20 protein-coding genes are annotated in these 24,153 nt (G+C 69.5%); 7 read left to right on the forward strand and 13 right to left on the reverse strand.

What is annotated here, in order from left to right; all coding sequences use genetic code 11:
- Nucleotides 1-200: 200 nt before the first annotated feature.
- From ACFVT5_RS25535 to gltX, 4 genes are all read left to right on the forward strand, one after another.
- Complete coding sequence (locus tag ACFVT5_RS25535; protein ID WP_389892383.1) at nt 201-2,675, forward strand: AAA family ATPase; 2,475 nt, start codon at nt 201-203, stop codon at nt 2,673-2,675.
- Nucleotides 2,672-3,052 carry a hypothetical protein gene (locus ACFVT5_RS25540; protein WP_389892386.1) on the forward strand — a complete coding sequence of 127 codons (381 nt, stop codon included), beginning with the start codon at nt 2,672-2,674 and terminating at the stop codon, nt 3,050-3,052. The genes ACFVT5_RS25535 and ACFVT5_RS25540 overlap by 4 nt, the downstream gene beginning before the upstream one ends.
- Nucleotides 3,053-3,161: 109 nt before the next feature.
- Nucleotides 3,162-4,847, forward strand: a complete 1,686-nt coding sequence (locus ACFVT5_RS25545; RefSeq protein ID WP_389892389.1) for a TIGR04141 family sporadically distributed protein — start codon at nt 3,162-3,164, stop codon at nt 4,845-4,847.
- 328 nt (nt 4,848-5,175) lie between these two features.
- Entirely contained in the window at nt 5,176-6,549 is a 1,374-nt protein-coding gene (gene gltX / locus ACFVT5_RS25550; protein ID WP_389892968.1) for a glutamate--tRNA ligase, read from the forward strand.
- A gap of 10 nt (nt 6,550-6,559) precedes the next feature.
- On the opposite strand, the gene ACFVT5_RS25555 is transcribed toward gltX, so the two are convergent.
- The 9 genes from ACFVT5_RS25555 to ACFVT5_RS25595 are packed head-to-tail and all read right to left on the reverse strand — an operon-like array spanning nt 6,560 to nt 15,832.
- Nucleotides 6,560-7,546: a glycosyltransferase gene (locus ACFVT5_RS25555; RefSeq protein WP_389892391.1), complete on the reverse strand. Its 987-nt coding sequence runs from the start codon at nt 7,544-7,546 to the stop codon at nt 6,560-6,562.
- Nucleotides 7,543-8,157, reverse strand: coding sequence for an HD domain-containing protein (locus ACFVT5_RS25560; RefSeq protein WP_389892394.1), 615 nt, complete (start codon nt 8,155-8,157; stop codon nt 7,543-7,545). The genes ACFVT5_RS25555 and ACFVT5_RS25560 overlap by 4 nt, the downstream gene beginning before the upstream one ends.
- Nucleotides 8,158-8,173: 16 nt before the next feature.
- Nucleotides 8,174-9,889: a carbamoyltransferase gene (locus tag ACFVT5_RS25565; protein WP_389892397.1), complete on the reverse strand. Its 1,716-nt coding sequence runs from the start codon at nt 9,887-9,889 to the stop codon at nt 8,174-8,176.
- 24 nt (nt 9,890-9,913) lie between these two features.
- On the reverse strand, nt 9,914-10,711 hold the full coding sequence (locus ACFVT5_RS25570) for a radical SAM protein (protein WP_389892399.1): 798 nt from the start codon (nt 10,709-10,711) through the stop codon (nt 9,914-9,916).
- Nucleotides 10,712-10,729: 18 nt separating this feature from the next.
- Nucleotides 10,730-11,881, reverse strand: a complete 1,152-nt coding sequence (locus tag ACFVT5_RS25575; RefSeq protein WP_389892402.1) for a hypothetical protein — start codon at nt 11,879-11,881, stop codon at nt 10,730-10,732.
- Nucleotides 11,881-12,993, reverse strand: a complete 1,113-nt coding sequence (locus ACFVT5_RS25580) for a radical SAM protein (RefSeq protein WP_389892405.1) — start codon at nt 12,991-12,993, stop codon at nt 11,881-11,883. The genes ACFVT5_RS25575 and ACFVT5_RS25580 overlap by 1 nt, the downstream gene beginning before the upstream one ends.
- Nucleotides 12,994-12,996: 3 nt before the next feature.
- Nucleotides 12,997-13,995: a D-2-hydroxyacid dehydrogenase gene (locus ACFVT5_RS25585; RefSeq protein WP_389892408.1), complete on the reverse strand. Its 999-nt coding sequence runs from the start codon at nt 13,993-13,995 to the stop codon at nt 12,997-12,999.
- A complete protein-coding gene (locus tag ACFVT5_RS25590) occupies nt 13,992-15,302 on the reverse strand; it encodes a glycosyltransferase family 4 protein (protein WP_389892411.1) in 1,311 nt (436 codons plus the stop codon). Before ACFVT5_RS25590 ends, ACFVT5_RS25585 begins: the two co-directional genes overlap by 4 nt.
- A 44-nt stretch (nt 15,303-15,346) precedes the next feature.
- A complete protein-coding gene (locus ACFVT5_RS25595) occupies nt 15,347-15,832 on the reverse strand; it encodes an ATP-binding protein (RefSeq protein WP_389892413.1) in 486 nt (161 codons plus the stop codon).
- A 333-nt stretch (nt 15,833-16,165) separates the two neighbouring features.
- Here ACFVT5_RS25595 and ACFVT5_RS25600 point away from each other — a divergent pair, with 333 nt between their 5' ends.
- Together ACFVT5_RS25600 and ACFVT5_RS25605 are read left to right on the forward strand one after the other, a co-directional pair.
- The gene (locus tag ACFVT5_RS25600) at nt 16,166-17,611 is read left to right on the forward strand and encodes a carph-isopro domain-containing protein (RefSeq protein WP_389892416.1); all 1,446 of its coding nucleotides are present in this window, start codon (nt 16,166-16,168) and stop codon (nt 17,609-17,611) included.
- A 10-nt stretch (nt 17,612-17,621) separates the two neighbouring features.
- Complete coding sequence (locus ACFVT5_RS25605) at nt 17,622-18,575, forward strand: FAD-dependent oxidoreductase (RefSeq protein WP_389892419.1); 954 nt, start codon at nt 17,622-17,624, stop codon at nt 18,573-18,575.
- A gap of 45 nt (nt 18,576-18,620) precedes the next feature.
- On the opposite strand, the gene ACFVT5_RS25610 is transcribed toward ACFVT5_RS25605, so the two are convergent.
- The 4 genes from ACFVT5_RS25610 to ACFVT5_RS25625 all read right to left on the reverse strand — a co-directional run bounded on the left by ACFVT5_RS25610 (nt 18,621) and on the right by ACFVT5_RS25625 (nt 23,309).
- Nucleotides 18,621-20,321 (reverse strand): relaxase/mobilization nuclease domain-containing protein, encoded by a 1,701-nt coding sequence (locus ACFVT5_RS25610; RefSeq protein ID WP_389892422.1) that lies wholly within the window; start codon nt 20,319-20,321, stop codon nt 18,621-18,623.
- 4 nt (nt 20,322-20,325) lie between these two features.
- Complete coding sequence (locus ACFVT5_RS25615) at nt 20,326-20,925, reverse strand: plasmid mobilization protein (RefSeq protein WP_389892425.1); 600 nt, start codon at nt 20,923-20,925, stop codon at nt 20,326-20,328.
- 130 nt (nt 20,926-21,055) lie between these two features.
- Nucleotides 21,056-21,820, reverse strand: a complete 765-nt coding sequence (locus tag ACFVT5_RS25620) for a DUF2637 domain-containing protein (RefSeq protein ID WP_389892426.1) — start codon at nt 21,818-21,820, stop codon at nt 21,056-21,058.
- 211 nt (nt 21,821-22,031) lie between these two features.
- A complete protein-coding gene (locus ACFVT5_RS25625; protein ID WP_389892429.1) occupies nt 22,032-23,309 on the reverse strand; it encodes a DUF3631 domain-containing protein in 1,278 nt (425 codons plus the stop codon).
- Between the two features lie 295 nt (nt 23,310-23,604).
- Between ACFVT5_RS25625 and ACFVT5_RS25630 the strand changes: the two genes are divergently transcribed.
- On the forward strand, nt 23,605-24,111 hold the full coding sequence (locus ACFVT5_RS25630; protein WP_389892431.1) for a helix-turn-helix domain-containing protein: 507 nt from the start codon (nt 23,605-23,607) through the stop codon (nt 24,109-24,111).
- Nucleotides 24,112-24,153: the final 42 nt, after the last annotated feature.

The following is a 24,153-nucleotide window of genomic DNA, read 5'->3' on the forward strand; positions in this document are numbered from 1 at the left end:
TGGCAGTCCCGGCAGCATTCAGTTCACTTTAGGCTGTGATTCTCGATAACCACGGTTATCACTGAAATCTTCGATTCAATAACTTCTCCGCCTCTACCGTCGGTTCTGTCACACCGGGCTCGCGCAAAGCGAGAGACTCACCCCTCTCGCCCACCGCATGAGGCCGGCCCCGGAACCGACCACGGAGGGCGGAGAGCACCATGACGGAACACCCCGCACAGAACGAGCCGAACGCATCCGATCATCAGGTCGATCACCGCCGAGGCACCTCCTCGACTCTCTCTCGCCTGGCAGCCCGCCTCGAAAGCTCGGCGCTCGCCGAGGTGCCCCGAGAACTCCTGCGAGAGGCACTGAGCGCCACCGCGACGGAGTCCTCCGGCACCCCCGCCGCACCGCACCCGGACCAGCGGGTGTTCCTCGACTCCATCAGCGTCAACGGCTTTCGCGGCATCGGCCGCAAGGCGCGTCTGCCGCTGACCGCGAAGCCCGGCGTCACCCTCGTAGTGGGACGTAACGGCTCGGGGAAGTCCAGCTTCGCCGAGGGAGCCGAGATGGCGCTCACGGGCCGGACCGCCCGCCTGGACAAGCAGCGGGGAGAGGTGTGGCGCCGGCACTGGCGCAACCTGCACGACGGGGCTGACCCGAAGATCGAAGTCCGACTCGCCATCGCGGGTGACCCCCGACTGTCCACTCTGACGTGCACTTGGTCCGGCGACGATGTCACCGCCCCCGAGGTCGAGTTCAGGCGGCCGGGCCACGGCCGTCGTCCCTCCGCCGGCGTCGGGTGGGAGCGGGCCCTGAAGGACTACAGCCCCTTTCTGTCGTACGCGGATCTCGACAAGGTCCTCAACGGCAGGCCCAGCGAGCAGTACGACTCGGTCGCCGCCATCCTCGGACTCCGCGAACTGACCGACGCGGACGAGCGGCTCCAGGGCATCGAGAAGGCGCTCGACTCCGCGCTGAAGCAGGCCGAGGCGGAACGGCCCGTACTTGCCGAGGCGTTGTCCGCGCTGGATGACCCGCGGGCGGTACGCGCGCTCGCGGTCGTCGGCAAGGCGGGCGACCCCGACTTCGCCGAGCTCGACGCCCTCGTGACCGCACTGCCCGACGCGGACGAGGGCCGTCTCCGGGAACTGCGGACGATCGCGGCGCTGGCCGGACCTGACCTCGGTACGGTCGGCGCGGCCGTGGACCGGCTGCGCGAGGCCGTCGCCGTATTCGACGACGTACGTGCCTCGGGCGCCGAGGACGCCCACCAGCGCGCGGAACTGCTGGCCAAGGCCCTGGAGCACAGCCGCCGGCACGAGGACGAGGACACCTGCCCGGTGTGCGGGTCCGACCGAGCGCTCGACGAGGTGTGGGCCGAGCGGGCAGCCGAGCAGGTGGCGAGCCTGCGGCAGGAGGCCGCGACCGCGCGGAAGGCTCGCACCGGGCTGCGGGACGCGGTGAACGCCGTCCGCTACCTCGTCACGCCGGTCCCCGCGTGGCTGCCCGCCCCGCTCGTGGACCCGTGGGAGGAGTGGCAGGCGTGCCGGGCGATCGACGACGCCGAGCGGCTCGCCGCCCGCGCCGAGACCGCCGCGCTCGTCCTCGCCGACGCCTGCGCCGCGCTGCGCGAGGAGGCCCTGCGGGAGCTGGAGAAGCTTGACGAGGAGTGGCGCTCCTGTGTCACCCGCCTCGCGGGCTGGCTCGACCGGGCCCGGCCCGCGTACGCCGGCAGGCCACGGCTGTGCCAGGTCAGGGCGGCCCGTAAGTGGCTCAAGGAGGCGCGTGCCGAGCTGCGCGAGGAACGGCTGCGGCCGTTCGAGGACCACTCGCAGCGGATCTGGGAGGAACTGCGCCAGCAGAGCAACGTGGACCTGCGTTCCGTACGCCTGACCGGCAGCGAGAAGGCCACCGTGCGCAAGCTGGTGATGGACGTGTCCGTGGACGGCACCGAGGCGGCGGCCCTCGGCGTCATGAGCCAGGGCGAACTGCACTCCCTCGCGCTCTCGCTCTTCCTGCCGCGCGCCGCCGCGCCGGACAGCCCCTTCGGGTTCGTCGTCATCGACGACCCGGTGCAGTCCATGGATCCCGCCAAGGTCCACGGCCTCGCGAAGGTGCTGCACGACCTCGGGGAGACCCGGCAGGTCGTGGTCTTCACCCACGACACGCGACTCCAGCGGGCCTTCACCAACCAGGAACTCCCGGTGACCGTACTGGAGGTGGAGCGGGCGGGCCGGTCCGTGGTGACCGTGAACCGGGTGACCGATCCGGTCCGCCAGGCGCTGGCCGACGCACGCGCCCTCATCCACAGGCGGAACCTCCCGCAGGTCGCGGTGACCCATGTGCTGCCCAGCCTCTGCCGCGCAGTCCTGGAACGGGCCTTCTCCGAGGCCGCGTGGCTGCGGCTGCACCGGGCGGGGGTTGCCGAACACGAGGCGGAGAAGACCGTCGCGGGGGCCGTCACGCTGATGGACATCGCCGCCCTGGGGCTCTTCGGAGACCCGACGAAGACGGCCAGTGACGTCTACTGCGAGCTGCGCAGGCGGTGCGGCTCCAAGGCGGTGGACGTTGTCCGGCAGTGCCAGCAGGGCGCCCACCCGTCGGGCACCTCGATGCCGGACCCCCAGCGGTTCGTGGACGACATCAAGGCCATCGCCCTGACGGTACGCAAGCCCGAGGAGGGGCCGTGAACAAGACGATTCGCCAGCTGCTCGACACCGCCGACCTGCTGCTCACGGACACCGGCGAGCCCGCCACGTCCACTGCCGCCACGGCGAGCCGGTGTCGAGGTGCCACCTTCGCCCTCCGTGTCGCGCTGGAGAGCGCGGTCGCCGACCGCCTCACCGCCCACCGGGCGCCACGCGCGATCCGGGAGGGCACCCAGCGGGCCGCGTTCCTCTGGCTCCGCGGTTGCGCCGAAGCAGGAGCGGCCCGCCGCGCGAAGGCCGTGTGGAGCCAGCTCTGCCTGGGATGCCACTACCACCAGTACGAGATCGGCCCCACGGAGGACCAGGTCCGCGCATGGCACACCGAAGTCGCGGCGCTCGTCGCCCTGTTGGCCCTCTGATCCGCATCGACTCCGGGAGAGGCGCTGCCGGGAGGAGACACGCATGAGAACGAAACCACGAGGGCGGTTATCGCCGCCGTCCACAAAGAGCGGAACGAGGAGCAGCACCATGACGACCCGTACGTCCAAGCGAACCCTGTACCGACTCAGGGGCGTGCCTCCCACTGCCGACGCGATGTTCGACGCTCTGGACGCGAACCAGTTGGAAAGGGTCCACGCAGACTTCGACGTCCCCGAGAACCTCGGTGTACCAGCGGTCCTGGTCACCGGCAGCTTCGAGCAGCCTGTCGCGAGCTGGTGCGACGAGATCTTCCGTACGACAGGTATCGAGGTGTCACGGCCCGTGAACCGCTCGGCCGGCCTGCTGATGCTGGCCATCGACGGCGAGGTGTACGCGATCGGTTACGACCAGGGCTTCCGCCTGGTGCCCGACCGCCTGAAGGACCACCGCTTCGGCCTGAGCTTCGCGTCCCGCCGGGTGGACCCCGCGAAGATCCGGGACCTGGTGTCGCACACCCCGGGCGGAGGGCGCACCGACATCACCCTGATCCCGAGCGGGGCCTCGGTGTGGAGCCTGGGCATCGTCGAACACGCCCAGATCGTGCGCCGCCTCGGCGGCCACCTGGACAACATCCCGCTCACCATCTCCCGGGACAACCCGGGGAAGATCTCCAGCGCCGAGGGCGGCGCCGGCCTGCGCATGCGGCTCGGCGTGGAGGGCGCCGACCTGATCGCCGACATCCGTGCGATCGCCCGCGTGCTGCGCGAGGAGAAGCCGAGTCCGGAGCTGGAGTTCGTCGAACACGTCGTGCCCGTCGACGATCTCAACCTTGTCACCCGCCTGGAGGCTGTCCTCGACGACCTTCTGGGACAGGAGCCCGACGGGAGAATCAGCGTCGCTGTCCCTGCCGACCGTTGGGACGACTACATGGCCGCCAGAGCGTTCAGGGCCAGGATCAACAGCGACGTGGCCGGCCGGCCGACCGACGACCTCGACCTTGAGTACGTCCTCTGCCGCGCGCGCATCCAGCGTGCGGGCAGCCGCGTGGCCGCGCTCCGGGAAGGAACCGTCACCCTCTATCGGCATGGCCGCGCCGACCGGGCCGACGAAATCTGGACGTCCAGCGCGCTCCGGTGGATCGAGGCGGAGGTGTTTCTCGACTCCCGCCGGTTCTTCCTGATGGACGAGCACTGGTACGAGATCGACCAGGAGTATCTGAAGGCGATCCACTCGCACGCCGAGCGGCTGATCACCGACACCCCGTCCGTCGACCTGCCTCCGTGGGTCCTCGGGGAGAAGGAACGCACCTACAACGCGTCCGTGCCGGACCAGCGGCCTGGGTACGTCTGCTTCGACCGCGACAACGTACAGACCTGGTTGCACCGCGGGAACGGCGTGGAGATCTGCGACCTGCTGAGCCCGGACGATGTCCTGGTCATGGTGAAGCGGGCCAAGGGCTCCGACGCCCTGAGCCATCTCTTCAGTCAGGCACTCGTCGCCGTACAGACGCTGCGGAACTCCCCGGAGGGGAGGGAACGGTTCGCCGAGAAGGTGGCTGAGGCCCGGAAGGGGCGCGGCCTGCCGGAAGACTTCCGGCCTTCGCGGGTCGTCTTCGCGATCCTGCTGAAGGACGGCACCGACCTCACCGCCGACACCCTGTTTCCGTTCTCGCAGGTCACCCTGGTACAGACGGCCAGGACCCTCGAAGCGTGGGGTGTTGAGGTCGAGGTCGTCGGCATCGCCTCTACTCCTTCGACCGTCACCCCGACTGGGATCCGGCGGCTGGCGGCGTAGCCGAGTCGCGCGCCGCCTGGCCTCGTCGAAGTCCCACCAGGCTGGTCGTCGTGTTCCCGGGACATCTGTGCGTCCTACGTCCTCGTGGATCTGTCAGGACCTCAGTAGGACAGTCATGGGACCCTGCTCGCTGTCCCCCGCAGAACCGTCCACAGCTCGGCGTTGGCCTGCCAGCCGACCAGATGGCGTGCTGACCGAAAGTGAGGACGGCAGGAAAACGTCGGCGCGGGGGTAGATGGAGTGGCCGGTATGGGTGTCCGGCATCGGTACCCTTGAGCGCATGTCTGCTGCCCCCGTTCGCGTTCGTTTTGCCCCCTCTCCAACCGGTATGTTCCACGTCGGTGGTGCGCGGTCTGCTCTCTACAACTGGGCCGTGGCGCGACAGTCCGGGGGGACGTTCGTTCTGCGGATCGAGGACACCGACGCGGCTCGGAACAAGCCGGAGTGGATTGACGGGATCGTCAGCGCGCTGGCTGCCATCGGCATCCACAGCGAAGACGCCGCGTTCGAGGGGCCTTACTTTCAGTCGCACAATGCTGCTCGGCACAGCGAGGCCGCCCAACAGCTCTTTGCGGCTGGCCGTGCGTACTACTGCGACTGCACCCGGGAGCAGCTGAAGGAGCGCACCGGGTCGGAGCACCTCGGTTACGACGGGTTCTGCCGGGATCGCGGTCTCGCGTTCGAGTACGGGCGGGCGTTGCGGTTTCGGACGCCGGATGAGGGTGAGACCGTTGTGGTCGACCTGGTTCGCGGAGAGCCCGCCTTCCCGAATGGCGCGATTGAGGACTTCGTGATCGCCCGTGGTGACGGGTCGCCCGTATTCCTGATCGCCAACGTCGTTGACGACCTGGACGAGGGGATCACTCAGGTCATCCGTGGCGAGGAGCATCTGTCCAACACGCCCAAGCAGCAGTTGCTGTGGGAGGCGCTTGGTGCGAAGCCTCCCGTATGGGCGCACCTGCCGGTGATCGTGAACGAGAAGCGGCAGAAGCTGTCCAAGCGCAGGGACAAGGTCGCGCTGGAGGACTACCTCGGCGAGGGCTTCCTGCCCGAGGCGATGGTGAACTACCTGATGCTGCTCGGCTGGGGCCCCGGCGACGACCGGGAAATCATGCCGTACGAGGAGCTGGAGCAGCTCTTCCGGATTGAGGACGTCAACACCGCGCCGGCCTTCTTCGACGTGAAGAAGCTGACGGCGTTCAACGGCGACTACATCCGCGCCCTGGCGCCGGAGCAGTTCGCCGCCGCCTGTGCGCCGTGGCTCATCGCCCCGTACGCGCCCTGGCGGCCGGAGGCTTTCGACACGGCCGTGTTCGAGACGGCGGCGCCGCTGGCCCAGACGCGGCTCGCCCTGCTGTCGGAGATCACCAGTTACGTGGACTTCCTGTTCCTCGATGAGCCGGTCAATGACGAGGCGTCGTGGAACAAGGCGATGAAGGCCGGTGCCGGCGATGTCCTGCGGGATGCCCGCGCCGAGCTGGCCGCCGTCGCGGACTGGAAGGCGGATGACCTCAAGGCCGTGCTGCTCGCCGTCGGTGAGAAGCACGGGCTCAAGCTCGGCAAGGCTCAAGCGCCCATCCGGGTCGCGGTCACCGGCCGGACCATCGGACTCCCGCTGTTCGAGTCCATGGAGTTGCTCGGCCGGGACCGCGTGCTGGCCCGTCTGGACGCCGCGGTCGAGAAGCTGGCCGCGCAGGCGTAGCCACCGCTGGTCAGGCGACCTTCGCGAGGAGGTCGCCCCAGGCATTGCCGAAGTAGTTCAGGTCGAACCGGGCCAGGGCCTCGTACGCGGTCTTGGCCTCGGCCTGGCGCATCGCCGCGCGATCCCGGATCTGCGTCGGCAACTCAGCGATGTCCGGGGCCGGTTGGCCCGTCAGCGCGGCGAGGTCGCCGAGCCCGGCCATTGGGCGGATCAGGCATGGCAGGCCGAGTAGCAGGGCTTCGGCCGCGCAGCGGCTCCAGCCCTCCCGCATCCGGGGGAGGAAGACGCCGACGTCGCAGGCGCGCAGCAGCCGAAGGTACCGTTCGCGGTCCACGTCGTAATGCGCGCCGTCGAAGCCGATGGTGTTGCTGCCGCTGGTGATCACCCGTAGCCCAGGAGCGTCGGCCAGGGCCGCCGAGACCTCCTCGGTGCCCTTCCAGTGCACGGCCTTGCCCGCGTAGACGGCAGTCACGTCCGAGGGCAGTCCGAACTCCGCTCGGCACTCGGCTCGGTCGTAGCCGCGTGCGCGCTCGACCTCCGCCATGTCGAAGGCGTTGTAGATCACCCGTACGTTGTCCACTCCCCGGGCGCGGAGGAAGTCGGCCCAATACGGGGCGACGCACACCACGGCGGCACACTGTGGCAGGACCCGGAACAGTCGGTCCCAGAGCATGGCTTCGAAGGGGGCGGAGTCGTGTTGCAACGGCTCGTAGTGGTGTAGGAGGAACACCGTTCGGGCTCGCATCTCGGGCGTGAACAGCAACAGGCTCAGGTCGTCCCATACGAAGGTGCCCGTGTCGCCCGCCAGCGCCCGTATGGAAGGGGCCAGGCGAGTGAGATGGCGGAGCTTGCGCCAACGTCGTACGCGATACGTGCGCTTGTGGTCCGGGACCGTGCGCCACTCCAAGTCGTCTGCCGTCGCCTCGTGGAGCATCCGCAGATAGACACGGCCGCCGGTTCGGCCGACCGGCTCCATCGAGTACGCGACCCGTTTCACGGACGCACCTCCTGTCGCTGCCGGACGTACTCGGCTTGGAGCAGCGCGTGCGCGGTTTCCAGGTGAGGGCTGAGGAGGCGGGCGGCTTCGGCCAGGAGGAGGTGGAAGTCGTTGAGGGCGCGGAGGAATCGTCGGCGACGGTCGAGGTTCGGGGAGGCGGCGAGATCGCGCAAGTTGTGGAGACGGTCGGCGAGGCGGACGAGTAGCTCATCGGGCGTTAGCCCTGCCTGCTTGGCGCGCCAACGGGTCTCATCGCCAAGGGACTTGGGGCGGCGTTCGAGGCGATGGTCAGCCGTCATGGCACGCAGGCGGGCGGCGAAAGGCGCACCTAAATGTTGGACAAGAAGCGCCTCCGATTCGGGAGCCACCTCCAGGGCGTCGTGGAGGAGGGCGAGGAGAAGCGTCTCGGGGTCGCGTACGCCGATCTCCGTCCTCAAGAGGGTGACGACGGCCAGTGGGTGTTCCAGGTACGGAGTTCCCTGGTCGCGGGTGTGGCCCTCGTAGACAGTGAGGGCGAGGCCGGCGGCCACGCGTGCGCGGGACTGTTCTTCCGGATTCCATGCGGCGGCGCCGAGCACGGTCAGGACGTCATCCGGGTCGATGGGGTTCATTCGCCTCACCTCGAAGTCAGCTCGAACGGACGGTCGTGGCACGGAGATCGGGCACGTGGTCGGCGAGCAGCAGAGTGTCCCCGACCGCGAGGGCGTCGAGGCCCAGGTCGGCCGCCGCGTGCACCGCCTGCTCAGCCGTCCGCAGGATGGGCGCGCCCTTGCGGTTGAAGGACGTGTTCAGCAGGATTGGCAGACCGGTGCGCTGGTGGAAGTGCTCAAGGAGTTCGCGCAGGCCCTGGTGGTTGGCGGCGACGGACTGGACGCGGGCGGTGCCGTCGTGGTGCGTGACCGCGGCGATGCGGTCGGCTCTGCACCGGCGGACGTGGGCGACGCGGTTCATGAAGGGATCGCCGGCTGACATGAACCAGTCCGTGGCGTGCTCGGCGAGGACCGCCGGGGCGAAGGGACGGTATGAGGCTCGCTTCTTGATCGCGTTGAGCCGGTCCCGTGTGGCGGCGTGTCCGGGGTGAGCCAGGATCGAGCGGTGTCCGAGCGCCCGCGGGCCGAATTCGAGCTGACCCTGTACCCAGCCGACGATGTGGTGCTCCGCGAGTAGAGCCGCCACCGTGGACGCCAGTTCCGGCCCGAGGTCCGTCAGGGCGCGGTAACCGGGTGGCACCGCCCTCGTCGGCAGGGTTCCCGGGTACGGGCCCCAGGCCGCGTCGGTCGGCACCGGAAGGCGATCCCGCCCGAGTTGGTAGTGCCAGCCGTACAGTGCGGCGCCCACAGCCGTGCCCGCGTCGTGCGGGGCCGGTGCCACGAACAGGGTGTCGAAGCCGCTTTCGGCCGCCAGTTGGCCGTTGAGGTGGGAGTTCAGGGCGCATCCGCCGGAGAACACCAACGCCGAGGCGCCGGTGAGCCGTTGCAGGTGGCGGGCGGTGTGGACGACCGATTCGGCGAAGACCTCTTGTACGGCGGCTGCGAGATCGGCCCGTTTGTGTTCGGGCTGCTCCGCGACGTTGTCGGCGGTCCATGCCCGGCCGTCGAGCAGCAGCGGAGTGCCGCTGTCCGCCGAGCCCCAGGGGTGTTCGATCCGGACCTCGCCGGCGCCGCCCAGCCGTACGAGTTCGCGGACCCGTGCCCCGTAACGCTCGGGATCGCCGAAGGCAGCGAGCGCCATCATGCTGCCCTCGGGCTCGTCCCCGGGCGGGATTACGCGCCGGGCGAGGTTCCGGTAGAAGTGCCCGAGGGAGGAGTGGACGCGCCGTGGTCCGGCAGGGCCGGGGATCACAGTCGGCATGCCCTGGTGGAGGCGGTCGATGCGATCGGGCCGCAGGTCGTAGCCGGTGATGCGTTCGCGGCCGGGCCCGAAGTCGGAGCCGAGGGAGGAGCCGCCGGCGTCGATGACCAGGCCCGCCGCGTGATCGTGGCCGGAGAGCAGGTAACCGGAGAGCACGTGGGCCGTGTGGTGGGAGAGAAGGCGGAGCTGTTCACCGAGCGGCGCGGGCAGGAGGGCGGCGAGTTCGTCCCGCTCCTCCGCCAGCCACCAGCCGGCGGCGGGGTTGGGGCGCATGGAGGCCGCCCAGACGGCGTCCACGTCCTCCGGTTCGATGCCCGCTGCCTCCAGGCACCATTGGAGAGCGCGGGTCGGGGCGGTGAGGGTGCCCTTGCGGGTGGGGTGGTGGTGTTTGACGCCGCTCCAGCGTTCCTCCTCGGCGGCGTAGAGACGACCGTCGACGAGTAAGGCGGCGGCGGTGTCGTGGTGGAAGTTCAGTCCGAGGATTGCGGGCATGAGTGCGTACCTCCGGTCTGTGGCTCAGGCGCTGAGGGTGGGGGCGGGGACGAGCGCGGCGCCGGAGTCGGTGTACTCGTGGCAGCGCACGCAGAACCGGAAGTGATGGCCTCGGGGCGCGAACACCTTGGCCGTGAAGTCCTCGTCCCAGACGGTGAATTCGCTGTCGTCCTTGGCCATGGCGTTGAAGCAGCGGTAGCAGGATCCGTCCATCTCGATCATCAGGTGCTGGTCGAGGTAGCGGTCGCAGATGCCGCGCAGCTCGTTCGCCGGCTGGCCGACGTCCACGTGGTGGACGTGGTTGGTGACGTGGATCGCGCCGTACCTGTCGCACAGCCTTGCGAGCGCAACGAGACGGGAGGAACTGATCCCTTCCAGGACGCTGTTGATGACCACGGTCTTCCCGGCTTCGCGGAGGCGGGGCAGGACGGCGTACACCTCGGTGTAGTTGTCATGCTCGTCGTCGCAGCCGATGAGGATCTGGTCGTACGAGCGGAGGGTGGCCTCCAAGATCCGCTTGTTGCGGGCCAAGGGGATGGCGTTCGTGCCGAGGACCATGACCTTGTCCGGCAGGCGGCTCCGGGCCGCGTCGCTGAGCGCGGGGAAGTCCCGGTGCACCGTGGGCTCGCCGCCGTTGATGTGGAGCTGCTGGAACGGGATGGTCTCCAGCCGGGTCAGGATGGTGGAGAACAGCTCCAGGGACATGTTCTCGCCCTGGGCTCCGTCGGCGAAGATGCAGAAGTCGCAGGACCTGTTGCACTTCGTCGTGATCTTGATCTTCGCCGTCTTCAACGCGCGGGGTAGGGACGCGTGCGCGGGCATGGGGGAACTCCTCGTGTGTCAGAGGTGGACGTCACCGGGGCTGAGGCTGAGGAAGTCCTGCACTGTGGACTTCTGCCGGTGCCAACGGGCGAGGGTCGTACGCAGGGTGCTGACGGTGGTCGGTCCGGCAGGGATCAAGGCCCCCATCCGGGCGGCCAGTTGCTGGACGGGAGTGGTCTCGTCCCGCGCGAGTGCCTTCAAGGTCTGTGCGGCGGAACGGAGTTCTTTCGCCTCTCGCCGGATCAGGTATCCGGTCGCGACTCCGGGTGGTGGATCAAGGTAGTAGATCCAGCGAGCCACGCGTACGCGGAGCATTCCGGCGGTCATCACCCAGTCGGTACGGGGGTTATGGGGGTTGCGGGGGCGTTCCATGCCCTTGTCGGCGGCGCGGCCCGCCTCGGGAACGCGGCGCATGGCTGCCTCCAGGGCGACATGGGCCGCGCGGATGAGCTGGCGCGGACTCCGTGTTCGCGCGTCGGGCGCTTCATCGGCGCGCCCGTCCTCGGCGTACCGGAGGAACAGCTCGGCATACCGGTCCAGACCGTCCGGACGCCACTGGGTGAGCGCGGCCGTTTTGCCGGGGCAGCGGGTCCGTGTCGCGAGCGCGGCTGCGGCGAACCAGCATGGGGCGAGGTAGTGCCAGGCCACGCAGTGGCGCCGGTACGCGGTGATGTCCTCGATCACGTTGTCTGTACTGTCCGCCGCCAGTCGGTATCGGCCGCCGAGTCGGGACTGGAGGATTCCCCGGTAGAACCGCTCGTCGACCTCGCACCAAGGCGCCATCTGGGCCCGGGATTTCCAGCGCTGGAAGTCCCGGGCACTTCCGCTGATCCGCGACCAGGTCGCGAGTTCCGGCGCGGAGACGAGCCGGTCGTCCGCCTCGGCCAAGGTGAACGCGAAGCCGGGCGGGTGCTCCAGGAGACGCCGGTGGGACACCTCCCGGCTGACCGCCGCAGTGTGCGCGGCGGCCAGTCGGTGGTTCCACTCCTCCCAGTCCGTGGGGGCTTCGGCGAGGAGGACGCGTACGTCGATGTCGGAGTGGGGAGCGAGGAGGTCGGCGAGCTGCCATTTGTGGGTGAGCATCGCTGCCCCGGTGCCGTGGGCCTCCAGCTCGCTCGCGTACAGCGCTCCGAGACCCGGATAGAGAGGCGGCGCTTCGACCACGATCATCACCGCTCCCTGGTGGAGCCGCGGGCGCAGGAGGGCTGGGCCGTCGTGTCCGTGGTGACCACAGGGAGCAAAGGCAGGACCGGGGTGCCTTCGGGGCGCTCCATCCGGTCCCAGCGCAGGTCGTAGTCGACGTAGTGGAAGCCCTGCCAGGCGTCGTTCGAGTCGCGGTCGAGCATGGCCTGGAAGAGGTGCGCGAAGGCGTCGCCGAGGGTGTTGTCGGTGAGGTGGGGCTTCAGGGGGATGTCTCGGTTGTGGAGGATGCAGGGGCGGGCCACGCCCGTAGGAGTGATCTTGATCCGGTTCGCGTCGGAGCACGTGGCGCAGCTTGAGTTGGAGATGAAGCCGATCGAGCCCGCCCAGCCGTCGGGGCGGAGGTACTGCCCAGGGCTGCGGACTCCGAGCTGGTCACGGGAGACCTCCCCCGCGCCCGCGAACCACTCGTGGAGACGGTCGCGGACCTCGGCCTCGCTGATGAACTCGGTGTCGAACAGCGCCTGCGCGGGGCCGATGTTCTGGAGTTCGATCAGGCGGACGGCGATGGGCAGGTCGCGGGCGAGTTCGGCGACGTCGAAGGCATCGTCCAGGTAGGTGCGCTGGAGAACGCAGTTGACCTTCACGCGCAGGCCGAGGGACAGGGCGGTGTCGAGGGTGTGCCGGGTGATGCGCGGGTCGCCGCCTCCCATGATCGCGGCGGACCGTGCCGGGTCGAGACTGTGGAGGCTGAGATTGAGGTACGTCAGGCCGGCGCCGTGGAGCTTCTCGACGCTCAGGCCGCGGCGCAGGTTGCCGTGGCTGGTCATGCCGATCGCGGCGTCGGGCCCGAGGCCGTCGGCGAGGCTCGCGATGACGTCGAGGATGTCCGCCCGGAGGGTCGGTTCGCCGCCGGAACAGTGCGCCTTCTTGATCTCCCAGGAGCTGGCCTCGGCGGCGATGGCCGCGTAGTCGGAGGCGGTCAGGGGACGGTCCTTGTGCCCGTAGTCCGGCATGCAACGGGGCTTGCAGAACACGCAGTCCAGGTTGCACAGGGAGTTGAGGGTGAAGGCCAGGTAGGGGTGGTTGCGGCCGGTCGCGGCGAAGGCGGCGGCCAGGTCGCGGTGGCGTGCGGTGAGCATCGTTCAGCCTCCTGCGAGGTGAGATCGGGCGGCGGGCTGCTCGGCCAATCCGTTGAGCGGCTGGCCGGTGAGGTAGCGGTGCAGGTTGTCGGCGAAGAACGCGACCGCCCGGTCCATGTACGTGTGGCAGAGCGTCGAACTCTTCGGCGTGAGGACGACCCGGGGGTGCAGCCGCAGCGGATGGCCGGCGGGCAGCGGTCTGGGGTCGAAGACGTCCAGGGCGGCGCCACGGAGGTGGCCGGCGTTGAGAGCGGACAGGAGCGCCGACTGATCGACGGTTGCCGCACGTCCGAGGTTGAGGAACAGGGATCTGGGTTTGCACGCCGTGAACAGGCCGTGGTCGAAGAAGAGGTAGGTGGCTGGGGTGGCGGGCAGTAGATCGACCACCACATCGGCGACGGCGACCGCCTCGTGCACGGCCGAGGCGTGCATCCATGTGATCCCGTCACCGGAGGGCGCGGGCGGCGCCCGGCGTACTCCGATCACGTCCATGCCGAAGGCGCGGGCGGCGCGGGCGAGGTGTCCGCCGATGCTGCCGCAGCCGACGATGGTCATCGTCGCTCCGGCCAGGTCGAAGAACTCCTCGGCCAAGTCGTCCTTCCACCAGGTCCGGTTCCGCTGGACGCGCTGGCTCATGAACAGCCCGCGGGAGAAGCCCAGGATCAGCCCCATGGCGTGCTCTGCCATGGGCCGGCCGTGGAATCCGTACGAGCGGGTCAACTCCACCCCGACGGAGCGGGCTTCGGCGACGGGCAGATGATCGGTACCGGCGGCCGGGGAAGCGATCCACTTCAGGAGTGGCGCGCCGACCAGCCACGACGGCTCGAACCTCCAACCGAAGTAGACGTGAGCGTCTGCCAGTTGGTGCGGTACGTTCGCCTCGGTCGCCGTACGGAACTCGACATCGGCGAATGAGGCGCGCAGACAACGCTCATGGTCGGCGGACAACCGCCAGAAGGCGTGCGGGGATTCCAGACTGATCAGCACCACGGGCCGGTTCACCGGGCCCTGACCTCTCCGGTCGGCGAAGGCGTCAGTGCCCAAGGGGCGATACGGCCGATGGCGGAGCCGACGCTGACCTCGTAGTCGTGGCGCGAACGCACCAGGGCCGTCCCGGCGCTCAGAAGACGCTCGCGCTCTCGGGGTAGAACGGTCAGGGCGCGACGAAGTGCGGAGGCCAGGGACTTGGGGTCCCCTGGCCTGGCGCTGAAGCCGGTCTTGCCTTCGATGACGGTCTGGGCCAGTCCGCCGGCCGTGGTCGCGACGACCGGGCCCGCGCCTGCCGCGAACGCCTCCAGAGGTATCCGCCCGAAGGGTTCCTCACGCGACGGGATGACGACCGCGCGCAGCGCGGGACTGTGCAGCCAGGCACGGACCGCAGGGGTGAAGCGGGCGATCAGTGTCGCGTCCAGGCCGTACGCGCGGATGCGCCCCGCGAGGTCCTCCTGGTACGAGGTGGGGCCCTCGTGATCACCGGAGGTCACGGCCGCCAGCACCAGGTGCGGAACACGGACGCGCCGTTGTTTCAGAGCGTGCAGTGCCTCCAAGAGATCTTCGAAGCCCTTGGTGGGTACCGCGCGGCCCATGGCCAGGAGGAATCCGGCGCGGGCGTTGAATGGAAGGGGCGGGACGATCCCCGGCCTGGTCATCTCCTCCTGGAGCAACCCGTTCGGGATGCTCACGATGTTCGTCCGAGGGATGGCGCACCTCACGATGAGGTGGCTTCGCATGTGGGTGGAGATGGCGCCGACCCGTGCGCCCCGGGCGGTCGCCGCCCGCAGGGTGTCTCGCTCCCAGCGAATGCGCGGCAGGTCGCCGGGCCGCGTCAACGCCGCCATGGAACGGGGCACGAGCAGCAGGTCCATGGCCGGGGACGTGTAGGGGGCGAGCCCGAGGAAGGGGACATCGAGGCCGATGAGGAGGCAGCGGCTGGCGTGATCTGCGATGCGCAGGGCCGCCTCTCCCGCCAGGTCGGACAACTGGATGGAACCGTGGACCGAGTCCGGCGCCGCTTGGACCTCGGGAACCGTGATCACCTCGGCCTCGGCCTGCCGCAACATCTCCTGGACCTCGCTGGTCCACCGCCGATCGTGTGCTCCGGCTGTTTCGGATACGTGCGGGGTGATCACGGATAAGCGGCCTGCCGGCAGTAAGCGGGTGAGTGCCGTGAGGAAGGCGCGGTTGCTGAAGCCGGTGCCCGACTGGGCGCCGTAGAAGCCCTCGTGAAGGGCGACGACCACGCGGGGGCGGCGAGTCGCGTTCGGCGCGCCCGTGGGCGGGGGTGGTGGAGTCGCGTGGTCGATGCGCATCGTTTGGTGCCTCCTTCGAGGGCGAGATCTCGGGGGCGTGGATCTCAGGGGGTGCCGGCGGGCGAAGGACGGGTGCCGCAGGTGGACTCGCGGGTGATTTCGTGGGTGATCCCGTGAGTGAGGCGGCACCAGGCGCGGGTGCCGTGGGTGCCGGTGGTCAGCGACCAGGCGTCGGCCAGGGCCTCGACGATGACCAGCCCTCGTCCCGATTGGGCCTCCTCCTCGGGAGGCGACGGGGAAAGCGAGACCGGGTGAGGGCAACCGCCGTCGGTGACGGTGATCTCGACCTCCAGGCCATCGGCGGTCGGGCTGCTGCGGTCGACGCAAAGGATCACGGGCGGGCTGCCCGAGGTGAACGCGTTCGTCGCGAGTTCCGATCCGACCAGGCGAGCGTCATCGAGCAGGTCTCCCGCCGTGGCGCCGTGGAGCGCCACCGCGACGGCCTGCCGAGCGACCTCGGCCGCTCTTGGCCCGTAGGGAAGATCAGTGATCAGCGTGGTCGTACCGCCGCAATCGACTTGCCTGTGCACGGGGCCGGGCGTGGAGGCCGGTCGCCCGCAGTCACGCTCCAGGACACTGCCCGGACGCTCTCCGTCGCGGTCGCGGTCGCGGCCACCGTCTCGGTCTCGGTCTCGGGAGGTGCTCGTGTGGTCTCTCAAGGCCCCACCTCTCTCCGTCGGCGTCGAAGGCGGCGCCTTCCGCCGGGATCCAAGAACACCGGAGGAGACCGGTCACGTAGGACCCCATCAGTGGGTCAACTCGGTCAACTTCCTTGAGACGGAGGTCACTCGGCCGCCGAGGGCATCACCATGGGAACGCGAGATGAAGGACGAGCCACTGGGGCCGTGAGGAGGTGGTCGCACGTGGCACAGACGGCAGGGGCACCCAACGCCGTACTGGCGGCGTGCCTCAACGAACTCGGATGGAGCCCCAAGGCGCTCGCCCGCAAGCTCAACAGAGTGTTCGGCGCGGGGACGGTGGCCGAATCGGCGCCGTACCACTGGAGGGACACCGGCTCCCTGCCGCGCTCGCCGTTGCCGATGATGGCCGCGTACGTGCTGTCCCAGGAGTTGGGCAGGGCTGTCCCGGTAGCCGAACTGTGGCAGGGCCGGGCGGGCGACTCCTCGGCGCTCGTCCCGGCGGACACCGATCTCGCACGGCCCTGGACCGTACGGGGCATGGAGGCGATCGTGGAGGACTGGGTGCTGGGAGGGCTCATCGACCGACGCCGATTCCTCGCGATCTCGGGAGCGGGGCTGCTCGCGATCGTCGCCCAGTACCTTGACGGCACGGCCGGTCGAGGCCAGTACGCGTCTCGGATGACGCCACCATTCGGCGCTGATCCACTCGTGGACCAGGTGGAGCAACACCTGCCCATGCTCCAAGTGCTGGACGACGAACACGGAGGGGCGCGGCATCTCCCGTACGTGGGAGCCCAGTTCCGTGCCGTAGGGCTGCTCCTCCACGAAGGCGGCCACTCGCCCGCCGTGACGAGCCGGCTGATCCGCGCTCTCGCGGAGATCGGCCAACTCGCCGGCTGGATGGCCTTCGACGCGGTCGACCACGGCCTGGCGCAGCGCTACTTCGCCACGGCGTTACGGGCCGCGCATCAGGTCAACGATCTGCCCTTGTGCGCCCACATTCTCGGCGACCTCTCCTTCCAGGCGGCGAGCCGGGGACACCCGGCGGACGCCATCGCGCTGGGGGAAGCCGCCCGCCGGGCGAGTGACGCATCCCCGCCCGTCGTCCGGGCGTCCGTCCTGTCCCGACTCGCCTACGCGTACGCGGCGGCGGGCCGTGACAAGGACTTCGCCCACACCCGTGGTTCCGCCCACGAACTGATCGCGAGCCGGGATGGCGGCCAGGAGGAGCCCCGCTGGATGTACTTCCTCACCGACAACCACCTGGACTGCCAGGCCGGTTACGGCCTCGTCCAGATGGGCCGCGCGCAACAGAAGGCGGACGCTGGCGCGAAGGGCCGCCGATTCCTCGCCCAGGGGATCGAGATGCTTCGATCGGGGGCCTACGACGTTCCGCGTGGCGACCCGAGCCAGCGCAGGGCCATGTTCGAGGGTGCCTGGCTGGCGCTCGGCCACAGCGCTCACGGAGATTTGGAGACGGCCTGCGAGATCGGACAGATCGTCGCCGACCGCCTCGACATCGTGCGCTCACCTCGCAGCGCGGCCCTCCTCCACCAACTCGCCACCGACCTCCGCCGCCGCCAACGCAACCCCCACGTACGCAGCTTCCTTCCGGTCCTGGAGGGCGCACTCGCCCGACACGCGCCGTTGACGCGACCCGGCCGTTAGGGTCGAGATCATGACCGCAGGGGAGCGCGTTGTCGTTGTCGGGGCTGGGGTGGCAGGGCTCACCACTGCCATCGTTCTCGCCGAGGCAGGAGCTTCGGTGCGCGTGGTCGCGGAGCAGGTCCCCGGAGTCACGTCACTCGCGGCCGGGGCGATGTGGGGCCCGTACCTGGTCGAGCCGAAGGACAAGGTCGAGCAGTGGGGGCAACGGTCCCTGGAGGTCTTCGGGAAGCTGGCCGATGACCCCGCCACGGGCGTCCGGCTTACGAGCGGGATTGAGGCATCCCGTACGGCGGAGGCGGCGCCGGACTGGGCCACGACATTGCCGGGTTTCCGGCTGTGCGAGCGGACGGAGCTTCCGGCCGGGTTCACCGCCGGGTACCGGTTCACCGTGCCGCTGATCGACATGCCTGTCTACCTCGACTACCTCCTGCGTCGACTGCGCGATGCGGGGGGAGCGGTTGAGCGGCGACGGCTGACCTCGCTCGCGGACGCGGGCCCGGCCTCGGTGATCGTCAACTGCACGGGCCTCGGCAGCCGGGACCTGGTCCCGGACCCTGACCTCCGCCCCATCCGGGGCCAGCACGTCGTCGTCACCAATCCGGGCCTGACCGACTTCTTTTCCGAGGACACCGGCTCCTCACCGGACCTGCTGTGCATCTATCCGCACGGTGACACCGTCGTCCTGGGCGGCACCGCCATCGACGGCGAAGGCGACCTAGCCCTCGACGACAAGGCGGCGGCCGACATCCTCACCCACTGCACCGAGGTCGAACCTCGCCTCGCCCAGGCCCGCGTCCTGGAGCATCGGATCGGTGCGCGGCCGACCCGTGCAACGGTCCGCGTGGAGGCGGAGCGGTGGGAGGACGGCACCAGGGTCGTGCACAACTACGGGCATGGGGGCGCCGGCGTCACGTTGTCGTGGGGGTGCGCCGAGGAAACTCGGAAATTGCTTATGGCCAAGTGACCCGCTTGATCTGCTTGCCCCAGTGAGGCTGCTGCCGGGCAGTGATCACCGGCGCCGTACTGGCGGTGTCTGGGGCGACGAGGCGGCAGCAGCCGGGTAGGCGGGATTGCCCGGACGGTGTGCGGTGCTGCGTGCCCGTGCTGCTTGTGCTCGTGGACTGGGGGCGTGGCGTTCGCCGAGGCGGCGGATGCGCCAGGTCAGTGTGCGGGCAGGGCTGTGGGCGTCGTCCAGGGTGCGCTGGCCGAGCGCGTGGTTAAGGACGGTGGCGGCGTTGTGGCCCGCTGCCTCCGCTTCGGCGAGGACGGTGGTCAGTGCGTCCCAGGCCGGGTCGTCGAGGATCCGCTGAGCATGCTCCGGCGCTGCGTCACGGAGGTGCTGGGCGAAGCGGCGCTTGGCCTGGGGACTGGGAGCGCGTACGGCAAGGTCGGCCAGGACAGGCCCTGATACCTGCGCGTACGCGGCCTGCAAGTGCACGAGGGCTTGTTCGGCGGCTGCTTCCTGTTGTGCGTGCCGACGGGTGCGGTGCCAGTGCATCGCGAAGGCCACTGCGGTGAGCGTGACGTCCATGAGCATCGCGAGTCCGGTGCCGTCCACAGCCTGTGAACGGTCGCGCCAGATCGTCTGGAGGCTGCGTCGCAGGACGCGGGTGCTGTCGAGGTCGGCGGTGACGCGCGAGCGAGTTGCGCGCTCGAAGGCTGCGGCGGCGTGGTCGAGTTCGGCCTTCACGGCGGCTGGTGCGGTGAGCGGCAGCAGGTCCAGGGTCATCCCTAGGGCGACGAGTTGGCCTTGTGCGGTGTGGTCGTTGCCTTGGGTGAGGTGGTGCGGGATGCGTTCGGTGGCGGTGGTGGCCTGGTGCCACGGATTGCCCGGCTGGACTGTGGCAGGTTCGGGGCTGGTGGTGCCGAGGCGTTTACGGATATGGGGCAGGGACAGGTCGGGGGCGAGGGTAGAACCCGCGTAAAACACTGGTTCGCCCTGGTCGTTGGTGTCGCCGGGCAGGGCGAAGTTGCAGCCGAGCGCATCGCCGGAGGGGCCGTGTTTGAGGCGGACGGTGACGCCGGTGGCCTCCAGCAGGGCGAAGAACTCGGTCTCGTCGGCTGCGGCGGCCACAGCTCGGCGTACCCGTAGGCGCAGGACCTCACGGGAGGTGGCATCGTGCCCGAGCCGCCTGGCCTTGAAGTGTTCCTTGCTGGTCGGACGCTTGGCGCCGGTGCCATCGCCTTGCTTCAACCGCCGGAGCCCGTAGTCGACTTCGATCTTGCGGGCGGCGCGTTGGACGGCGCGCTGGTCGTAGCCGCGATCGGGGCGGCGGCCGTCCTGGCGTACGAGGGTGGCGGCGATGTGGATGTGGTCCTCGGCGTGGCGGACGGCGACCCAGCGGCAGGCGTTCTCGTCCCCGTCGGGTGCGATGCCGGCGGCGGCCACGATCCGGCGGGCGATGTCGGCCCACTGGGCGTCGGTGAGGATCGGGTCCTCGGGTGCGGCGCGGACGGGGCAGTGCCACACGGTGTCCTTGGGCGCCTTGTCGCCTAGCATCTTCACGGGCTGGTCGAGCTGGGCGACGAGCTGCCTCTCCACCGCCTTCGAATCTCGATGGGGGCTGCGGCCGGGGTCGGGGGCGAAGCCGTTCCAGGAGGCCACGAGGTGCGGATCGATGTGCTCGTTCGCTCGTCCCTTGCCGAAGAGGTAGCCGATCGTGCGGCGCGTGGCGTGCGGGCCCGAGCTGAGGATGATCTTGGGTATCACCCGCTCACCGCCCCTCAGTGACCTGAGCAATGGCGGAGTCCGCTTCGGCGACGGCCGCCTCCACGCGGTCCAGGAGGCGGAGGACGACATCGGGGTGGGGCCAGGCGCCGTCCTTGTTGAGATGTCCGACGAGCTGGTTGAGATTGCTGCCGATCTTGCCGAGCTGTCCGTTGGAGGCCATCAGCGCCTGGATCATGGCGCGGTAGTCGGCGACGGCAGCAGTGGGGTCGTCGGCGCGGGCGGCGGCGAGCGAGCAGTCGGCGACGTAGCCGCCGACTGCCATACCGGTCAGGGCAGCGGCGTTCTGGACGAGGGAGAACTCGTCGTCGTTGTAGCGGGGGTGGACGCGGCGCTCGCGCAGCTGCTTGTCTCGCAGACGGCGACGCGGCGCAGGCTGTTGCGTGGTGCTCGACGACTTGCTGCTTCCCGTCTCGGCTGGCTCCCCCGGGCCGGCCGACCCTGGTGCCGCCTCGGCGTCGGATGCCTCCGCCCCTTGTGGGGCGGAGGCCGGGTAAGGACTCCTTACCCGACAACTTGCTGCGCTGTTGAGGCTGGTGTTCGTCACCTGCTGTTGGATGGGGAGTTCGTAGTGCGGATCGTGCATGAGTTGGTTCTCCGAGGGGTGCTTGGGTATCGGGGTGCATCGCTGCGTCGGCCTCCGTGTCCCCAGTACTTGGCTGCACGGGGGACACGGGGCGAGCCCGGAGGCGGGGCGACCGGCGTGGACGCAGGGGTTAAGCGGCAGTGCTGGCGGGGACCGCTTCGAGTTCCTGCGGCCGCTCGGAGGCGGCTGCGTCGAGCTCGGCCTGCAAGGTGTCCTTGAGCTTGTCCGCCTCCGTCCTGCCGATGGTCAAGTCCCTGCTGCGGAAGGTGGCTTCGATGTGGCGGCGCGAGGCGCGGCCCTTGCGCCCGAGTGGCGCGGTGCGCGCGAGGGCGAGCCGTTCGGGAGAGATCTCACGGGGCTCGTGATCCTGCGGATCCGTAGAGGGCGGAGGGGTCTCAGCCACGTCAGTGGTGTCCGCAGCCACGTCGGCAGAGTCCTGCGCCACATCGGTGTGGCTGCGGGAGGAGGGGTGGTGGTGGACGACGATGTAGAGGTGGACGGCGCCGGCCAGAGCGAGCGGGGCGATGGCGGACAAGGCGCCGACGGTGACGTCGTCGAGACGGAGCCCATCACCATGACGGGCCTGCTCGTTGAGGCGGACAGCGTGTACGGCGTTTGCCCAGATACTCGTCATCGTGGCCACACCGACGAGCAGCCACACGTACAGCCGGGAGTACCAGGGTGCGGTACGCAGCATGAGCAGGGCTCCGACGCCGACGGCGATGAACCCGTCGATCACGAGTGGGAAGGCGTAGGTGAGCAGTCCGCGGATGTGGATGGCGACTCCCATCTGGCGCAGGGCGTCGTAGGAGAGGGCGAAGGCGAATACGGCGAGCAGGGCGATGCCGAGGCGGATCAGGTCGGTGCCGCGTATGGCGGCGATGCGTGCGAACAAGCGGGGTGCTCCAGGTGTCTTGGGGTGGCGGCTGCGGCGCAGGGGGAGGGCAGGGCGTGGCCGCCGTGGGGCGTGACGTCTCGTACCACTCGTTGCGTGCCTGGTCAGGGCAGGTACGGGTGGCGTGGTGATGTCGACTCGACTCGTTGCGGCTCTCTCACTCGTCCCCGCGCTGACCTGCGCGGGGACGAGTGATGCGATTGGAGTCGGGTCAGGCTGCGGTGCCGGGCTGCGGCCCGTCGGCTGACGTGGTGGGCGCGTCCGCTGCCTTCGGTTCGGGGCAGTAGCGGGCCCAGGTGTCGAGGAATTGGTTGCGTGCGAACCCCTTGGCCTGGGTGCCGTCGGGGAAGCGGCGGTTGGCCGACCCGATGCCGTAGGGCTTCAGAAGCAGCTGCAGGCCGCGCGGAGTCAGGCCGTTGGCGCCGTACTCCGCCCACGGCGCTTCCCTGTCCGCGTTCAGCGACTCCAGCAGATGCTTCGTGCTCAGCACGGCCGGATCGCCGACGGCGGCGAAGGCGCGGCGGATGCCGACCAGGAGGCGAGTGCGCAGGCCGCCTTCCTCGTCCTGGCAGGCCTCGTAGTCGGTCATGGCGCGGCAGGCGGCGCGGGCCAGCACCGGCCAGTCACCCCCGGCGAGGTCGGCGATGATGACCAGCGGCTCCCAGGTGTCCGCCGCGCGGTCCTCGACCGGCATGGGCGGCTCCATCTCCATAGCCTGCTCGTACAGCGGCTGGAGCCAGGCGTGGAGGCGGTCGCGGATCGCGTTCAGGGCGGGGGTGTCCCGGCCGGTACGGAAGGACGCCACCTTCTCGCCCGCCGCACGGCGTCGCATCCGGATCACCACCGCGCGGTCCATGATCGTGTCGGGCAGGTCACCGATCCCGGCCAGTGCCGCCATGGCGAAGGTGGGAAACTCCTGCACCTGGTGCTCAGGTCCCGACACCCGCAGTGTGGGGCGTCCGCGCTGGTGCCCGGCGTTGATCAGGCCACGGACCTCCTCGTTCTTCTCCGCGGCCTTGGTGGTGGCGAACATCGTGTCGGCCTCGTCGACCAGCAGGGTCGGCGGGTCGTCCCCGTCGATCGACCGGAAGATCGCCGCCGCGCTGGCGTTGACCGTGATCAGCCGGTTGTGCACGGTCTCGGTCACCACGTCCAGTAGGCGGGACTTCCCGCACCGCTTCTCCGGCGCGACGATCGCCAGCCGCGGCGCGTGCTGCCAGGCACGCTGCAGATGCGTCGCCGCAGTCCACAACGTCACCGCGGTGACGGCCTCCTCGCTCGGCATCGCCACGTACCGCTTGATCTGCGTACGTAGGTGGTCCAGGATCTCCGCGCCCTCGGACGTCGGCACAGCCTTGGAGGCGTCGTCGAGGTCGTCGTCCGCGGGCGGTGCCGTGGGGTCGGCCGGTTGGCCGGGCACGGCAACGGGAGGCCACGACGTGGCGGCGTCGTCGGGAAGGGATGGCGTACTCGGCTGGGGATCGGTCATACTGGGCATCAGCTCCTCTGCTTGCGGGCCATATGGGACGGCAATCCCGGTCTCCGCAGGTTGATCGCTAGGGATGGCGGTTGAGAGGTTTGCGCTTGAGCCCCCGGCATCGCCGGGGGCTTCTTTCATGTGACGTGCGGGCGTGCGGACTCCTGAGGTCGGTGGGGTGGGGGTGCCACCACTATGCCACATGAATTGCAGATCGCAGAAGTGTTCTGCATCTCGCAGTGCGCATGCTACTGTTATGGGGTCCTTGCAAATGGCAGGGTGCCGCTACGAACGGAAGGAGGTGGCCATGGCGGATGAGCACCCGCCGCAGGGCGTGCTGCTCAGCGGCGAGGGCAACGTCGCGGTGCGCATCAAGCTGGAACGCGAGGCGCGCGGCTGGAGCACCAACGCCCTGTCCGACCGCATGAACGAGGCCGGCTTCGAGATGAACCCGTCCGCGGTCTGGCGGATCGAAAACGGCAAGCGCCGCATCAACCTCGACGAGACCATCGGCTTCGCGGAGGTCTTCGGCCTCGACCTGCGCAACCTCGTCGGCCCTCCGCAGTTGGCTGCCAAGGCCCGCGCCATGGAGCTCATCGACGAGATCCTCGATGCGTTCCGCGCCACCCAGCGCGCCAACATGGCCTTCACCGAGGCACGCGACGCCCTCGACGCCTACCTCACTGAGCACCCGGACGTGCGCGAGGAAGCCGACGTCATGGTTTCCAACGCCATGGCGGAGGAGGCCAGCAAGACCATGCTGAAGATGCACGGGCCTCCGCCTAGCGACGCCGACTCCGTCGGCGAGGCATAGCTTCCGGCGCCCACTCCCGTCCTGGGCCCGCAAACCCCCAGC

The sequence above is a fragment of the Streptomyces sp. NPDC058001 genome (genome assembly GCF_042886315.1).
Lineage (GTDB): Bacteria > Actinomycetota > Actinomycetes > Streptomycetales > Streptomycetaceae > Streptomyces.

What these genes read in the sequence shown, in the direction of transcription:
- ACFVT5_RS25535 (WP_389892383.1), top strand. Translation starts at nt 201, where the DNA reads ATGACGGAACACCCCGCACAGAACGAGCCGAACGCATCCGATCATCAG.
- ACFVT5_RS25545 (WP_389892389.1), top strand. Translation starts at nt 3,162, where the DNA reads ATGACGACCCGTACGTCCAAGCGAACCCTGTACCGACTCAGGGGCGTG.
- gltX (WP_389892968.1), top strand. Translation starts at nt 5,176, where the DNA reads ATGTTCCACGTCGGTGGTGCGCGGTCTGCTCTCTACAACTGGGCCGTG.
- ACFVT5_RS25560 (WP_389892394.1), bottom strand. Translation starts at nt 8,157, where the DNA reads ATGAACCCCATCGACCCGGATGACGTCCTGACCGTGCTCGGCGCCGCC.
- ACFVT5_RS25565 (WP_389892397.1), bottom strand. Translation starts at nt 9,889, where the DNA reads ATGCCCGCAATCCTCGGACTGAACTTCCACCACGACACCGCCGCCGCC.
- ACFVT5_RS25570 (WP_389892399.1), bottom strand. Translation starts at nt 10,711, where the DNA reads ATGCCCGCGCACGCGTCCCTACCCCGCGCGTTGAAGACGGCGAAGATC.
- ACFVT5_RS25575 (WP_389892402.1), bottom strand. Translation starts at nt 11,881, where the DNA reads ATGATCGTGGTCGAAGCGCCGCCTCTCTATCCGGGTCTCGGAGCGCTG.
- ACFVT5_RS25580 (WP_389892405.1), bottom strand. Translation starts at nt 12,993, where the DNA reads ATGCTCACCGCACGCCACCGCGACCTGGCCGCCGCCTTCGCCGCGACC.
- ACFVT5_RS25590 (WP_389892411.1), bottom strand. Translation starts at nt 15,302, where the DNA reads ATGCGCATCGACCACGCGACTCCACCACCCCCGCCCACGGGCGCGCCG.
- ACFVT5_RS25605 (WP_389892419.1), top strand. Translation starts at nt 17,622, where the DNA reads ATGACCGCAGGGGAGCGCGTTGTCGTTGTCGGGGCTGGGGTGGCAGGG.
- ACFVT5_RS25615 (WP_389892425.1), bottom strand. Translation starts at nt 20,925, where the DNA reads ATGCACGATCCGCACTACGAACTCCCCATCCAACAGCAGGTGACGAAC.
- ACFVT5_RS25625 (WP_389892429.1), bottom strand. Translation starts at nt 23,309, where the DNA reads ATGACCGATCCCCAGCCGAGTACGCCATCCCTTCCCGACGACGCCGCC.
- ACFVT5_RS25630 (WP_389892431.1), top strand. Translation starts at nt 23,605, where the DNA reads ATGGCGGATGAGCACCCGCCGCAGGGCGTGCTGCTCAGCGGCGAGGGC.